We start from the raw sequence: 15,322 nt of genomic DNA on the forward strand, positions 1-15,322 counted from the left end.
GGCAGATATAAAGAGGGATTCTCTTAAATTATAACCAACTGGTGTTTTTTCGGACTATTTAAGTATGTTTGAGCTGAAAAAAGTCGTCTCATCTTTGCTCATGCCTTTACCAGCGATGCTGATCATTGGCTTTATTGGCTTAATGTTGATCATGTTTACAAGAAAGCAGAAAACAGGCTGCTTTGTTGTGCTCTTTTCTTTTATCGGAATATTTTTAATTTCATTCCAACCTACTGCTTCTCGCCTATTGATGCCGATTGAGCGTCAATACAGCGGTTTTTTACCCGTCGATAAGTCGATTGATTACGTCATGGTACTTGGCAGTGGGCATGTGGTGGATGATTCCATTCCGCCGACCTCTGAACTGAGTCGCACCGCATTAATGCGCTTGGCCGAAGGGATCCGCATTCTGCGCATCTACCCGGGATCAAAGCTCATTTTGTCCGGTTATGCTGGCGGTTCTGAAGTCAGCAATGCGCGTATGATGGCGAAAGTAGCGCTTGCGCTTGGGGTATCAAAATCCGATATCATCCTGCTGGAAACCGCGAAAGATACGTGGGAAGAAGCCCGCCAAGCCGCCGCTTTTGTCAAACGCAAAGAAGTGGTGTTGGTGACATCGGCCAGCCATATGCAACGCGCACTCAATGAATTTCATTCTGCAGGGTTAACCCCCTACCCGGCGCCAACCAATTATCTTGCGCAAAATGAAGTGCATCAAGCGTGGAATAAATACACGCCAAAAGCGGTTTATTTAGAACAAACTGAGCGCTATTGGCACGAGACTCTCGGTCGTATTTGGCAAAGCTTGCGAAATTGGGCGTCAGATTATGAAGAAACCAGCGTCGAAGCATCGCAGAGTAATCTGTAATTCTTTGCCGCCGTGCTGTGTTGATGCTGTGTTGATAAAGAAAAGTAGATAAAGAAAAACCGAAGCCTAGGCTTCGGTTTTTTTATTATTGAACGGTATCATCGCGGGTTAATCACCCGCGAACATATAACCTTCACCATGAACAGTCACAAAGATTTGAGGGTTCTTTGGATCAAACTCCATCTTAGCGCGCATACGACGAATCAGTACATCAATGGTACGATCGTTAGGTGCATCCACTCGATGGCTGATCATATTCAAAATACGCTCACGGCTAAGCACTTGGTTCGGGTACGTTGAAAGCGCGACTAGAAGCTCGTATTCCGCTTTAGTCAGTTTTACTGGCTCACCGTTACGGCTAAGCGCACGACGCTGGACATCAAACATCCACTCGCCAAAACGAACTAAATTCGTGTCGTTTTTCTGATCAACAACACTGCCAGCATTACGTGCAGACGAAATGCGCCACAGTAGATTTTTTACACGTACCAACAGTTCGCGCAGTTCAAACGGTTTTGTTACGTAGTCGTCGGCACCCATTTCTAAGCCAACGATTTTATCAATGCTATCCGTGCGTCCTGTTACCAGGATAATTCCAATGTCAGATTGACTGCGTAGTTCACGCGTTAACATCAAACCATCTTCACCAGGAAGATTGATGTCTAGCATGACTAAATCAATCGCATGATTTTGTAGTGTGTCACGCATCTGCTCGCCGCTTTCTGCTTCGCTGACTGTATAACCTTCATTTTGAAAGTAGCCAACAAGCTTACTGCGAGTTACTGCGTCATCTTCTACAACTAATACGTGATAGCTCATCTAAACCACTTATTTTACATTGGGAATTGTATTCCAGTGTATTCTATTCATAAATCGTCATATTTCTAGTATTTGTTACATTAAAATCAAGAAAGATGATTTTTTATTGATTCAAAACAAAACCAGCTCATCCGTTAACATTTTGCCATTTATCGACGCATTTTACTTTATTGTGTGTTATCCCTATTCATCTTTCTTCGCTAGAATAAGAACAGCATAAAAATAGGAGCATTGTTTGATGCAAGAGTTGAAAGCGTTTAACGAAAAGCGTTCAGAAATTTACTGGTGGTTCTCTAGCTTATTTGCCAAAGAGCTTACTGTGGCAGATTTAGAACAATATCAAAGCCCTGAGATTCGCAGCTTTTTAAGTGGTCTTGGTGAAAACCCGAGCCTTAAACCCGCCATTGACCGTGTCGTCGATGCACTGAATCGCCAAATTGACCGTGAAGATGGTCAATTAGAGTTGTCAGCAGATTTTTGTGATTTGTTTTTGAAATCCGACAAAGAGTCTGCTTTGCCTTACGCGTCAATGTACATTGGTACGACTGGCTTACTTCACGATAAGCCGGCGAACGAGATGGACGCATTGCTGGAAAAACACAGCGTTGCGGTTGAGAAAGGTCTAAACGAACCTGCTGATCATATCGCGATCGAGCTGGACTTGTTAGGCAACCTCATCATTCGTTCAAACGAGCTAGAGCAAGAGCCACACTTTGAAGCGGCACTCGCAGAGCAAGAAGCGTTTATCCGTCAGCACATTTTAAGCTGGGGTCCTAAGTTTTCAGCTAAATGCCAAACGCTCGATAAGTTTGGTTTTTACTCTGCGGTAGTCTCGCTACTGGTGGCATTTTTAGAACTGGATTGCCAATACCTGAAAGGCGAATAAGCCGAATACATCAATAACCGGATGGGGGATTCGATTTTTATTTGCCCCCAGACGAGATGCGGTCTAAAATCGACAACGCAAACGATAAAAATTAATGAATTAAATACAAACCGCTGCCATTAAGTAAGCGGTTTTTGTGTTTTTAATACTTTCTGCCAAATTATTCTGATATGTGAATACCGCGGTGGCAGCTATAGATAGGACAACCCCTTATGGCCACTATTAAAGATGTTGCGCGCCTTGCCGGCGTATCAACCACAACTGTGTCACACGTGATCAACAAAACTCGTTTTGTTGCAGAGACAACGCAAGAACGCGTGAACGCAGCAGTGAAAGAGCTAAACTATGCACCCAGTGCGGTTGCTCGTAGCCTAAAATGCAATACCACTCGTACTATCGGTATGCTAGTCACTCAATCAACCAACCTATTCTTCTCTGAAGTTATCGACGGCGTTGAAAGCTACTGTTACCGTCAAGGTTACACCTTGATTCTATGTAATACTGGCGGTATCTACGAAAAACAACGCGACTATATTCGTATGTTGGCGGAAAAACGTGTAGATGGCATTTTGGTGATGTGTTCTGACCTTACGGAAGAATTGAGCGAAATGCTGAACAATCACAAAGACATTCCTAAAGTCGTGATGGATTGGGGCCCAGAAACATCTCAGGCTGACAACATCATCGACAACTCGGAAGAAGGTGGCTACCTAGCAACTAAGTTCCTGATTGATCACGGTCATAAAGACATCGCTTGTTTAAGTGGTCACTTTGAAAAAGCGGTTTGCCAAGAGCGTATTTTGGGCTTTAAACGCGCGATGAACCAAGCTCAACTTGCCGTTAATGAAGATTGGATTCTTGAAGGTAACTTTGAATGTGATACCGCGGTACTTGCTGCCGACCAACTAGCCGCAATGGACAAGCGTCCTACGGCGGTTTTCTGCTTCAACGACACCATGGCTCTTGGCTTAATGAGCCGCCTGCAGCAAAAAGGCATTCGTGTACCTCAAGACATTTCCGTTATTGGTTACGACAACATTGAGTTGGCTGAATACTTTTCACCACCGCTAACGACTGTCCACCAACCAAAACGCCGTGTCGGTAAAAACGCGTTTGAAATTTTACTTGAGCGCATTAAAGACAAAGAACATGAAAAGCGTGTTTTTGAAATGCACCCAGAGATTGTTGAACGTAGTACCGTAGCAAAAATCAACTAACTCAATGATCCTGCAAAGATTAGCCGAAGGTCAATCCTTCGGCTAATACCTCAAAATCAAAACTTACTCTTGAATAAAAGTCACATTTATTTCATAGTAAACACATTATCCTGCTAATTACCCTTTAATCTTTAGCTCAGCAAATTAAGTCACGCACAGGGCAAACCAATCTGAAAAGTTGGGACGCAAAGCCACCGGCCTACACATTTTATATGCACGGCAGCGGGGTTACCGATGGTAGAAATGCACACATTACTGATTAAAATCCAGATACTGCATTGACTGCTATTCTCTCGGCCTGAATTAGGTGGCGTATATAAACATACTCCGAGAAAGTACAGAATGGATAAACCAATACTTAAAGACTCAATGAGACTTTTTGAGCCACTAGGTCGAATCAGATCTCGCTCTATGTTTGGTGGGTTTGGCATTTTCGCCGACGACACAATGTTTGCGCTTGTCGTTCACGATAAACTTCATATTCGTGCCGACAGTGCCCTTATCGAACAATTCAAGCAACAAGGGTTAGAACCGTACGTTTATCACAAGCGAGGCTTTCCTGTTGTCACCAAATACTTTGCCCTAAGTGAAGCCTGGTACCAAGACAGTGAAAAAACACTGCAAATCGGTATGGCTGCGCTTTCTCTTGCCAAGCAAGAAAAAAATACCCAAGAAAAAACCAAACCGACACGAATTAAAGATTTACCCAATCTGCGTCTTGCAACTGAACGCATGTTGAAAAAGGCGGGGATCGAATCAGTCGAAGGTTTAGAGCAAGCAGGATCGCTTAAAGCCTACCAAGCGATTCAAGCATCGCATGACTCTAATGTGAGTTTGGAACTTCTGTGGGCACTGGAAGGCGCGATTAAAGGCACTCATTGGTCTGTTATCCCGCAATCTCGTCGCCAAGAATTGATGTCCACTCTTGGACACTGATCAGCCTCATGAAATAAACGCCAGCGATAATCGCTGGTTTTTTTTTGAAAGTTTTTCTTTGTTTTTAAGTTCCTATACAAAACACACTCTGATACCGAATTCGCTCAAAGTCATCTAAAGTTAAGAAAGTCAGTGATGACATCATGCTTCGCTAAGTGAGAACAAAGATGAATAAAAAATTACTTTTCGGCTTACTGCTTATTGCCATCATTGCGCTGCTAATCACGCAGTTTGGTGATCAACTCACGCTAGAAAATGCCAAAGCTCAACAAGCACAGCTCGCATTGAGTATTGAACAAAACTTCGTGCTCGCCGCCGCACTCTATTTCTTTGCCTATCTTGCCATTACCGCCTTCTCCATTCCTGGTGCTGCCGTTGTGACACTGCTTGGCGCAGCTCTATTTGGCTTTTGGACCAGCCTCGTCTTGGTTTCTTTTGCCAGCACACTAGGAGCAACGCTTGCCTTTCTTAGCAGTCGTTTTTTACTCCGAGACTGGGTGCAACGTAAATTTGGTGACAAACTCTCAGCGATCAACCAAGGCGTAGAAAAAGACGGCGCGTTTTATCTGTTTTCACTCCGCTTGCTCCCTGTATTCCCATTTTTTCTCATAAACTTATTAATGGGCCTCACCCCAATAACGGCAGCCCGTTTCTACTTGGTCAGCCAAATCGGAATGCTGCCTGGCACCGCCGTTTATCTTAATGCGGGCACCCAACTAGCCCAAATAGAATCACTGTCAGGCATTGTGTCACCGTCTGTGTTGGTTTCTTTTGCTCTGCTTGGCGTGTTCCCTATTGTCGCGAAATGGATCATGGCTAAAATTAAACACAATCCTAAGGCGTCTAACGGAGAAGCTTAGTGAAAATATTTAGCGCAAACAATCCACCTCAAGCGCACATTGTGTGTGAGCTTTTGCGTTCAAATAATATCGATTGTGAAGTGAGAGGCGAAGGCCTTTTCGGCCTACAAGGCGAGTTGCCTTTTGGTGAAGCCAGCGAACCCTATGTTTGGTTACTCGATGGTCGCCAACAGGAGAAGGCACAAGCGTTGGTGGCGCAGTTTGAACAACCGCAACTTGAACAATCATGGCATTGCTTAAGTTGCGGCGAAGAGAATGAAGGGCAATTTGGCCTATGCTGGCAATGTGGCTCACCGATGAGCTCAGCCAGTTAAGCCGGTTTCACAAGTGATTCATGAAACCGCTGACGTTAATTCACCATGATTTGTTGGCGAATAAAGGCGATTGAGTGCTGGTTAAATTCTTCAGGACGCTCGATATTGCAGACATGACCACAGTTCGCAATCTCTTTGAGCTGACTGAGTTGATGCACCGCAACCATTTCTTTCACCGGTTTGATGAACATGTAATCGCGATCGCCCATCAGATATAAGGTTGGGATCGGCAATTCTCTTTCTTTGAAATAGCGCATCAACGGGTTTACATCCGCCGCTAAGATAAACCAACGCTTAAACTCTTTCTGGCATAACTTCTTTGCTTCTCGGATAAATAGATGTCGAGATTGTTTTTGAGCACGCTGTGGCATCACAACATACGCAAATAATCGATATAGCCACATGTAAGGCACAATATGCTTGCAGTAGTTACCTACCTTCACCAATAGCTGTGAACGTGTATTCAAGCGCGTTACAGCGCCACCTAGCACCATCGATTTGACTCGACCTGACGCCAACTCAGCTAAATTGCGAACGATGATCGTCCCTAACGACATTCCGACAAAATGCGCCGATTGAATTTTCAGATGATCCAAGACTTGCAATATATCCAGAGTCACCGTTTTAAACGTGTAACGATTAGTAATAATTTCTTTAATAAGCTGGTTGGATTTGCCATGGCCACGCAGATCGATCAGCAACAGATTAAAATGCGCTTTATAGGCTTTGATTTGTTTAAACCATATCGAAGAACTGCCTCCTGCACCGTGAATGAATACAACCCACTCTTTACTGGTTGGATGCGGATAGGTCTTATGAAAAAGCAGAGTTTCGCTCATCTATATAAACTGGCTTGTCTCAAATAGGGAAAAGGAAGACTACCACAATGTCGCGAATTTTTACGTCAAATTAGGTCAATTTATGAGGGGTTGAGACGATTAATATGTAAAAAAAGACGTCATTAGACGTCTTTTTTTACATTCATAACCTGTCTTACACAGACTCAGAGGTTAATGAAAGGCCGCATGATACAAAGAAAGGTATTCATCTGCCGCTTGTTTCCAGCAGAAATTTTTCTCCATAGCGTATAGTTGCACGCGTCTCATTTCCGCAGGGTCTTGCGTATAAAGCAGTAGTGAACGTTGCATGATGCTGAGCAACTCGAGCGGTTCTGGTAAATCAAACACAAACCCCGTCGCTTGCTGTGGTGCACTGTCGTAATCCACGACACTGTCTTTTAACCCACCAACAGCACGTACAATTGGCAAAGTACCATAAGCCATGCTGTAGATCTGATTGAGGCCGCAAGGCTCAAATTCAGAAGGCATTAAAAAGAAATCAGAACCCGCTTCAACCCAGTGAGCCAACTCGTTATCGTAAGCTTCAACAAACGCAAACTTCTCACTGTAACGCTCAGCAATCGCTTTGAGTTGATATGCCAACTTAGGATCGCCGGTTCCAACGATCACCACTTGCACATCCAACTTCAAGAAACGCTCAAGGATTGGGATCAAATACTGCACACCCTTCTGATTTGTCAGGCGGCAAACCATCCCATACATTGCATTGTCAATGATCGGTAATCCGACTCGCTCTTGAAGGGCATTTTTACTCGCTTTCTTACCGCGCAACATACTTTGCTTATTGGCTTTGAAGTTGAGCGGTAAATAATGATCCGTTTCCGGGCTCCAAGCCCCATAATCACAACCATTAAGAATGCCGACTAAATCTGCAGAACGCGCACGGAACTCTGCTGCCATACCATGACTGCCAAGCTCTGTTTGGAGTTCTTGAGCATAAGTTGGGCTGACTGCATTGATTTTATCTGCCGTCATTACGCCCGCTTTTAGCATGGTAATGTGCGTATTACTTACTGCCGCATCAGGGGCATAATGCACTTGCATTTCAGGTAAACAATGCACTTCTTCATAGCTAAATACGCCTTTGAAAACGGCATTATGAATCGAAATGACACTCTTCGTATTGGCAAAGAATGGGCATTCAGCATAACGATGCTTTAGTAGGTAAGGAACAAATCCCGTATGCCAATCATTGGCATGGATGATATCTGGCTGAAAACCCAATTTAGCCAACATATCCAAGCTAGCAGCACTGAAAAATGAAAAGCGTTCACCATTATCAGGATACGCTTGATTGTATTCAGAATACATCTCATCACGACTGAAGTACTGAGCGCACTCAATCGCAAAAACCGGTATATCGCCAACATGCAGTTGGCGAACTTGATATGGCGTATGCGGCCAATGCTCAAGATGAGTATCTAAAATGACGGGAGCTTGATCAATCCCCGCAATTTTTTGATAGGCTGGCAATGCCACTCGCGCATCTTGACCTAGTGAACGTAACGCTTCAGGCAGTGCCTTAGCGACATCCGCTAAGCCACCGCTTTTGATTAGCCCTTCAATTTCCGATGCTACAAACAGTATCGATAAATTCTTAGTAGCCAACTTTTGCTCCTTTAGGAATCACCACAATGCCTTCATCAGAAACATGGAAGTGTTTGCGATCTTCTTTCAGGTTAACACCCACTTGTGTCCCTGGTGCAATGTCCACATTTTTATCGATGATGACTCGACGTAAAACACAGCCTTCACCAATCTTCACATCACCAAGCAAGATACTTTCTGAAATATCACAAGCCGATGCAATGTTACTGCGGAAACCCAATACCGATTTTTCAATACGCGATCCGCGTACCAAGCTACCGTTACAAACTAGGCTATCGATGATCTGAACGCGGCCGTTATCACAGTCAGTGAATGTCGCAGGTGGCAATGGTGGGTAGTAAGTATGAATTGGCCACTTGCGGTTATAAAGCGAGAACGGTGCATCTTTACGCAATAAGTCCATATGCGCTTCCCAGTACGCATGAATGGTACCAACATCGCGCCAATAAACTTCTTCTTTCTCACCCGTAATTTTGTTGGTACTGAAGTCATACACATAGACATCGCCACGCGGGAACATCTTCGGAATGATATCTTTACCAAAATCGTGGGTTGAATCTGGGTTGTCAGCGTCTTCAACCAACTCAGAAAATAAAGCTGGAGCTTCAAAGACATAGTTACCCATAGAGACAAGCGCAAAACCTGGATCACCTGGGATAGATTTTGGATTCTCTGGTTTTTCTTCAAAACCGATCATACGCCCTTCCGTATCCACTTCAATTACTCCAAATTGGGAGGCTTGAGACAATGGCATACGTAACGCTGATACGGTCAAAGAAGCTTCTTTTTGTTTGTGGAAATCAAGCATCTGCTTGATGTCCATTTTATAGATATGGTCCGACCCGAAAATACACACTTGCTCAGGTTCAGCCAACTCCATAAAACGTAAATTTTGATAGATGGCATCAGCCGTACCTTCATACCAACGCTTCCCTGTACGCATTTGCGCAGGAATTGGGTCAATAAAACGGTCAGTAATACCATTGATGTTCCACCCTTTTTTCAAGTGATGAAACAGCGATTGAGATTTGAATTGCGTCAGCACATAAATGCGCATCAGGTCAGCATTAACAAAATTGTTTAGCGCGAAATCGATAAGGCGGTAGCTGCCACCGAAAGGAACCGAAGGCTTACTACGAGATTCCGTCAACGGACGCAATCTTGAGCCCTCTCCACCAGCAAGGATCATCCCTAAAACACCAGCCATTTTTAACTCTCCATATTATTTATAATTTGACGCCTAATCTTGGCATCTTTAGTTCGAATTTGAGTAAAAACTCAGTAATCACCCGGAGATATTATGTAAAACCCTCCATCAATATGTGCAAATCGTTGGCTATAAATTATCGTATCTGACAAAGATTACAATTTAAAATATCCCATACCGGTTGATGCTCACAGGTTACTTAATAAGCGCCTGACTTAGCTCACACATTCTGTTGCGCAAGACACATTTCATTAACTTACACCAAACAAAATTGTGACGCACCTAGCAAGAAGATAAACCTATAAATTACAATTACTGAGAGTCAACTCGGTATTAGATTGAAAACTGATGAATAACTGAACGCTTGTAACGATGGGTGATTAGATGTGTTATTTAGCGACGATCTTGAGACAAAAAAAAAGCAGCGAATTATCGCTGCTTTTTTGATTCACTTTCGATTATTTGTTTTTACGCTTATCCGTGATTTCCCACTTTCCATTCTCGAAAAGTGCGGTGTAACCTGATGGCTTACCGTCCACTTCAGAACGTACATAGTTCTCTTTCGTCTTACGGCTAAAACGCACAACCATTGGCAGACCGTCAGGATCTTTCTCTGGTGCATCCGCAAGATAATGGAACTTCGCAGAAATACGATCTTTAAAGCGTTTTAGCTCTTCCACTAATGGCGCACGTGTTTCACGTGATTTAGGGAAAGTACTCGCCGCTAAGAACAAACCAGAGGCACCGTCACGTAAAACAAAGTACGCGTCTGAATTTTCACACGGCAGTTCTGGCAGATGTACTGGATCTTCTTTCGGTGGTGCAACTTCACCATTTTTAAGAATCTTACGCGTGTTCTTACAGGTTTCGCTGGTGCAATCCATGTATTTACCGAAGCGGCCGTTCTTAAGAACCATGTCGCTACCACACTTGTCACACTCAACCAGTGGGCCTTCGTAACCTTTAACTTTGTACTCACCAAACTCGACAACATAACCTTCACAGTTCGGGTTATTACCACAAACATGCAGCTTACGCTTATCATCGATGAGATAGGCATCCATCGCCGTTTCACAGATCGGACAACGTTTTTTCGCTCGAAGAGCCGCCGTTTCAACATCTTCTTCAAGAACGTTGATAATGCCTTCTTCATCGCCTAGGTTAATGGTGGTTTTGCAACGCTCTTTCGGTGGCAAAGCATAACCAGAACAACCGAGGAACACGCCTGTTGATGCCGTACGAATACCCATCTCACGTGAACACGTTGGACACTTGATATCGGTATAAACGATATGGTTAGGCTTCATGCCACCCACATCTTCATCCAATTCCGCTTTCTCTAAATCACCAGTAAAATCGGTAAAGAAGTTATCAAGCACGGATTTCCAGTTCGCATCACCGACTGCAACTTGGTCAAGCTTCTGTTCCATTTTTGAGGTGAACTCGTAGTTCATCAACTCATGGAAGCTGCCATCAAGACGGTCAGTAACGATCTCACCCATTTTTTCAGCGTAGAAGCGACGTTGTTCAACCTTCACGTAACCACGATCTTGAATGGTAGAGATAATTGACGCGTACGTTGAAGGACGGCCAATACCACGCTTTTCAAGTTCTTTAACCAATGCCGCTTCAGTAAAGCGAGCAGGTGGCTTGGTAAAGTGTTGTTTAGGCTCAAGATCAACCAGGTCGATTTTGTCACCCACTTGAACCGCAGGAAGAATTTGGTCTTCATTCTTGCCCATTGGACGTTGAACGCGAGTCCAACCATCAAATTTCAGAATGCGACCTTTCGCTTTTAGCGTGTACTCCGCCGCTTTCACACTAACGGTCGTTGAATCGTATTGCGCAGGTGTCATTTGACACGCCACAAACTGGTTCCAAATGAGGTTGTACAGTTTGTGAGCATCCGCTTCCATAGAAACAAGATCTTCAGTCTTAACCATGACATCCGATGGACGAATCGCTTCGTGCGCCTCTTGAGCGCCCTCTTTACTACCGTACACAAGTTTACTTGCAGGTAGGTAGGCTTCACCGAACTCTGTACCGATATACTCGCGTAGCGTCTCTACAGCCTCTGAACTCAAGTTAGTTGAGTCAGTACGCATATAGGTGATGTAACCCGCTTCATACAAGCGCTGAGCCAGCATCATGGTCTTTTTAACGCCGTAGCCTAAGCGCGTACTTGCCGCTTGCTGAAGCGTTGACGTAATAAAGGGTGCAGATGGCTTACTTGATGTTGGACGGTCTTCGCGTTTACACACTTCAAACGCCGCATTTTCAAGTACCGATACCGCAGCCATGGTGTCAGCTTGATTGGTTGGTTTAAATACCACCCCATCCTTCTGAGCCACCTGTAAGCGGAAGTCTGTGTTGTTTTGCGTCTTCGTATTGGCGTGAATATCCCAAAATTCTTCAGGGATAAACGCTTTGATTTCGCGCTCACGCTCAACCAATAACTTCACTGCCACTGACTGAACACGACCAGCTGACAGGCCACGAGCCACTTTTTTCCACAGTAATGGAGAGACCATAAAGCCAACCACACGGTCCATGAAACGACGTGCTTGTTGGGCATTAACGCCATCCATGCTGAGTTCGCCCGGTTTCTCGAACGCTTGCTGGATAGCATTTTTGGTAATTTCGTTAAACACTACACGCTTGTATCGCTCTTCATCGCCACCGATGATCTCACGAAGGTGCCATGCGATAGCTTCTCCTTCGCGGTCCAAATCGGTTGCGAGATAAACGCAATCTGCGTCTTCGGCGAGTTTCTGTAGCTCAGCGACTACCTTCTCTTTACCCGGTAGTATTTGGTAATTCGCTTCCCAGCCGTTAAATGGGTCAATACCCATTTTTTTAATCAGCGATTTACGATCTTTCTCGTGCTTCACACGAGCTTTCTCTTCAGGGCTCATACCTTTGGTTGATACCGCTGCCGCTTTTTGGCCGGTGCTTTGTCCCGCTGTCGGTAGATCACGCACGTGACCCACACTAGACTTTACGATGAAGTCCTTACCGAGATATTTATTGATGGTCTTAGCCTTAGCAGGCGATTCCACAATAACGAGTGACTTACCCATAACTGACTCTAGTGTCCTTTAGTGACTGATGACGCGAATTTATCGCACAACATACTTATAATATTGCTTCTTTTTTTACTATCGAGCGAGATGAGCAGAAGATCAATATCTTTTTTTAAAATCACTTTTGACTGCTCGACAAATGCGCGATCTTACTCAAGTCGTTAAACATGCGAGTAAACCCATTTAACGATTAGTTTGGTCAAGCAATCAATGCCTTACCTGATAAAGTGCCACATACTAAACGCGTGGTTTATATTTCTGCCAACAAAGTACGCAGATTTATGTCGCCCGTCACAAAACATTTCAACTCTTTGCAATGATTAAAATTGTTACAGGTCATTGGAAAATGCCTCTGACTGCACGTACAATCGCGCCATATCTCGTCCACCCTCTATTTAAAGGCATCCATGATGAGCGAAAAAAAAACCATTTCTCAGTTTGATCTGTTGTTGATCGCCAACCAAGTCATTCAAGCCCACGATGATTACATCGAAGGTATGCGTGCAGATAGCGTTGAAGAAAAAGAAGAAGTACTGATATTTAAAGGTAACTACTTCTTAGATGAGCAAGGCATTCCAACGGCAAATACCACCGCCGTTTTCAATATGTTTAAGTATCTTGCTCACCACCTATCGAAAGAGTTTACGCTAGAAAACTGATTCTCGACGGTAATTCGTTCATACACAAAAAAGCCAGAGGTTTACTCTGGCTTTTATTTTCCTGAAAATTTAGCAACTTAACCCTGCCAACTTGTCGAAGTAATCAGGAAATGTCTTCGATGTACACTTAGGATCATTAATCGTCACCGGTGTATCGCTTAAAGCCACCAGAGAAAAACACATCGCCATGCGGTGATCGTCGTAAGTATCGATCGCGGCATGCTTAAGCTGTGTTGGTGGGGTTATGATGATGTAATCATGCCCCTCTTCCACTTCTGCACCGACTTTACGTAACTCAGTGGCCATCGCTGACAAACGATCGGTCTCTTTCACCCGCCAATTGTAAACATTGCGGATCGCCGTTGTGCCTTCTGCAAACAACGCTGTCGTGGCAATCGTCATTGCGGCATCAGGGATATGATTAAAGTCTAAATCAACCGCTTTGAGCTTGCCCACGCGTGAAATCACGTAATCATCACCCCACTCAATGTCCGCGCCCATTTTTTCTAACGCGTCAGCAAATTGAATATCACCTTGGATGCTGTTTTTACCGATGCCGGTAACTTTAATCGCCCCACCTTTAATCGCTGCCGCCGCTAAGAAATAGGACGCCGAAGACGCATCGCCTTCGACCAAGAAGTCACCCGGTGATACATAGCGTTGGCCGGCTTTAATCGCGAATTGTTGGTAATTACGGTTTTCTACCTCAACCCCAAACTGAGCCATAATATGCAAGGTAATATCGATGTAAGGTTTCGACACCAAATCACCGATAATATTGATCGTCACATCGTCTTTCGCTAATGGCGCTGACATCAAAAATGCGGTCAGGAACTGGCTTGAGATAGAACCATCAATCTCAACGCTACCGCCATTTAGGCCACGACCTACAATCTGAATGGGTGGGTAGTTGTCATTTTCAAGGTAGCGAATCTCGGCACCGGCTTGACGCAACGCATCCACCAAATGGCCAATTGGGCGCTCTTTCATGCGTGGCTCACCAGTCAGCACATACTCACCGGAACCTAAACATAAAGCGGCCGCTAACGGGCGCATCGCGGTGCCCGCGTTACCTAAGAATAATTCTAATGGTTGAATCGCGTCGCTTGGTCCAGCAACGCACTGTTCACCAACGCGCTGTCCACCTGAAAATGCAGCGCCTAAACCATCCACTTCACACTCAGTCTTATCATCCGACAAACGATAATTAACCCCGAGCGAAGTCAACGCATTGAGCATATGACGAATGTCGTCACTATCGAGCAAATTGGTTAAACGTGTGGTTCCCTGCGCCAATGCCGCAAGCAGTAAGGCACGGTTTGATACGCTTTTAGAACCCGGTAAGTTGACCTCACCATCGACTTTATTGATTGGTTGTAATGTAAGGCTTTCCATTGAGACTACTATTCCTTGCTCGCTCGCTTCCATAAGAGCGATGAAAAATTCTTCATACTGGCAGACTAACGAAAAACCGCCGCTAAAACCAGAGCAAATCGAGTTTTAACGACGGGAAAACACACAATGAGGAACAACAAGAGAATGAAGTATTAGTACTCTTTATCGACTCGGACGCCATCATTGAAATAGAGAATTCTAACCGGATCATTGCGCTGGAAAATCATTGAACTATCGACATCTTGGATAACATTGATCAAACGTTTGTCGTCTGTTTGTATCAGCAACTCAACCAGTCGATACTCAACGCTGTAGCTTTGATTGGCGCGATTACGCGCAACGCTTGCACCCGCGACCGCCCCGACGGCAGTCGCCACTTCTTTACCGGTACCACCGCCAAATTGATTGCCCACCAAGCCTCCCACTACGGCCCCTAAGAACGTTTCCCAACCGTTACTTTTCGACGCCACAATTTCTTGCTGAGTGATGTAACGGACTGAATCAACCTTGCCAAATACGACTTCATTGACAGGACGAGCCACGTTCCGTTGATATGCGGCATTGGCAAACAGAGGAAAAATCAATAATATCCATACCCACTTCTTCATCA

General features: G+C 44.5%; 14 protein-coding genes and 1 riboswitch. Of the genes, 7 read left to right on the top strand and 7 right to left on the bottom strand.

What is annotated here, in order from left to right:
• The first annotated feature begins 64 nt into the window (after positions 1-64).
• Positions 65-868, top strand: a complete 804-nt coding sequence (elyC, locus tag OJ16_RS13320) for an envelope biogenesis factor ElyC (RefSeq protein WP_040991511.1) — start codon at positions 65-67, stop codon at positions 866-868.
• Positions 869-976: 108 nt separating this feature from the next.
• On the opposite strand, the gene torR is transcribed toward elyC, so the two are convergent.
• Positions 977-1,687: a two-component system response regulator TorR gene (gene torR, locus OJ16_RS13325; RefSeq protein WP_040991513.1), complete on the bottom strand. Its 711-nt coding sequence runs from the start codon at positions 1,685-1,687 to the stop codon at positions 977-979.
• Between the two features lie 238 nt (positions 1,688-1,925).
• Here torR and torD point away from each other — a divergent pair, with 238 nt between their 5' ends.
• The 5 genes from torD (at position 1,926) to OJ16_RS13350 (ending at position 5,900) form a co-directional block, all read left to right on the top strand.
• Positions 1,926-2,573, top strand: a complete 648-nt coding sequence (gene torD, locus OJ16_RS13330; RefSeq protein ID WP_040991515.1) for a molecular chaperone TorD — start codon at positions 1,926-1,928, stop codon at positions 2,571-2,573.
• A gap of 212 nt (positions 2,574-2,785) precedes the next feature.
• The gene (gene purR, locus OJ16_RS13335; RefSeq protein ID WP_040991517.1) at positions 2,786-3,790 is read left to right on the top strand and encodes an HTH-type transcriptional repressor PurR; all 1,005 of its coding nucleotides are present in this window, start codon (positions 2,786-2,788) and stop codon (positions 3,788-3,790) included.
• A gap of 149 nt (positions 3,791-3,939) precedes the next feature.
• Positions 3,940-4,026: riboswitch (cyclic di-GMP riboswitch) on the top strand.
• Positions 4,027-4,132: 106 nt separating this feature from the next.
• Positions 4,133-4,726, top strand: a complete 594-nt coding sequence (locus OJ16_RS13340; protein ID WP_040991519.1) for a TfoX/Sxy family DNA transformation protein — start codon at positions 4,133-4,135, stop codon at positions 4,724-4,726.
• A 167-nt stretch (positions 4,727-4,893) separates the two neighbouring features.
• The gene (locus OJ16_RS13345; protein ID WP_040991521.1) at positions 4,894-5,586 is read left to right on the top strand and encodes a TVP38/TMEM64 family protein; all 693 of its coding nucleotides are present in this window, start codon (positions 4,894-4,896) and stop codon (positions 5,584-5,586) included.
• Entirely contained in the window at positions 5,586-5,900 is a 315-nt protein-coding gene (locus OJ16_RS13350; protein WP_040991523.1) for a putative signal transducing protein, read from the top strand. The genes OJ16_RS13345 and OJ16_RS13350 overlap by 1 nt, the downstream gene beginning before the upstream one ends.
• A gap of 35 nt (positions 5,901-5,935) precedes the next feature.
• On the opposite strand, the gene OJ16_RS13355 is transcribed toward OJ16_RS13350, so the two are convergent.
• From OJ16_RS13355 to topA, 4 genes are all read right to left on the bottom strand, one after another.
• Positions 5,936-6,739, bottom strand: coding sequence for an alpha/beta fold hydrolase (locus tag OJ16_RS13355; protein WP_040991525.1), 804 nt, complete (start codon positions 6,737-6,739; stop codon positions 5,936-5,938).
• 171 nt (positions 6,740-6,910) lie between these two features.
• Positions 6,911-8,368 carry a glycogen synthase GlgA gene (gene glgA, locus OJ16_RS13360; RefSeq protein ID WP_040991528.1) on the bottom strand — a complete coding sequence of 486 codons (1,458 nt, stop codon included), beginning with the start codon at positions 8,366-8,368 and terminating at the stop codon, positions 6,911-6,913.
• Positions 8,358-9,575 (bottom strand): glucose-1-phosphate adenylyltransferase, encoded by a 1,218-nt coding sequence (glgC, locus tag OJ16_RS13365; protein ID WP_040991529.1) that lies wholly within the window; start codon positions 9,573-9,575, stop codon positions 8,358-8,360. The genes glgA and glgC overlap by 11 nt, the downstream gene beginning before the upstream one ends.
• A 458-nt stretch (positions 9,576-10,033) precedes the next feature.
• Entirely contained in the window at positions 10,034-12,655 is a 2,622-nt protein-coding gene (topA, locus tag OJ16_RS13370; protein WP_040991531.1) for a type I DNA topoisomerase, read from the bottom strand.
• A gap of 413 nt (positions 12,656-13,068) precedes the next feature.
• Here topA and OJ16_RS13375 point away from each other — a divergent pair, with 413 nt between their 5' ends.
• Complete coding sequence (locus tag OJ16_RS13375; RefSeq protein WP_040991533.1) at positions 13,069-13,317, top strand: YciN family protein; 249 nt, start codon at positions 13,069-13,071, stop codon at positions 13,315-13,317.
• Positions 13,318-13,386: 69 nt separating this feature from the next.
• On the opposite strand, the gene aroA is transcribed toward OJ16_RS13375, so the two are convergent.
• A complete protein-coding gene (gene aroA / locus OJ16_RS13380; RefSeq protein ID WP_040991535.1) occupies positions 13,387-14,712 on the bottom strand; it encodes a 3-phosphoshikimate 1-carboxyvinyltransferase in 1,326 nt (441 codons plus the stop codon).
• A 152-nt stretch (positions 14,713-14,864) separates the two neighbouring features.
• The gene (locus tag OJ16_RS13385) at positions 14,865-15,320 is read right to left on the bottom strand and encodes an outer membrane lipoprotein (protein WP_040991813.1); all 456 of its coding nucleotides are present in this window, start codon (positions 15,318-15,320) and stop codon (positions 14,865-14,867) included.
• Positions 15,321-15,322: the final 2 nt, after the last annotated feature.

Source organism: Vibrio renipiscarius, assembly GCF_000827885.1.
Lineage (GTDB): Bacteria > Pseudomonadota > Gammaproteobacteria > Enterobacterales > Vibrionaceae > Vibrio > Vibrio renipiscarius.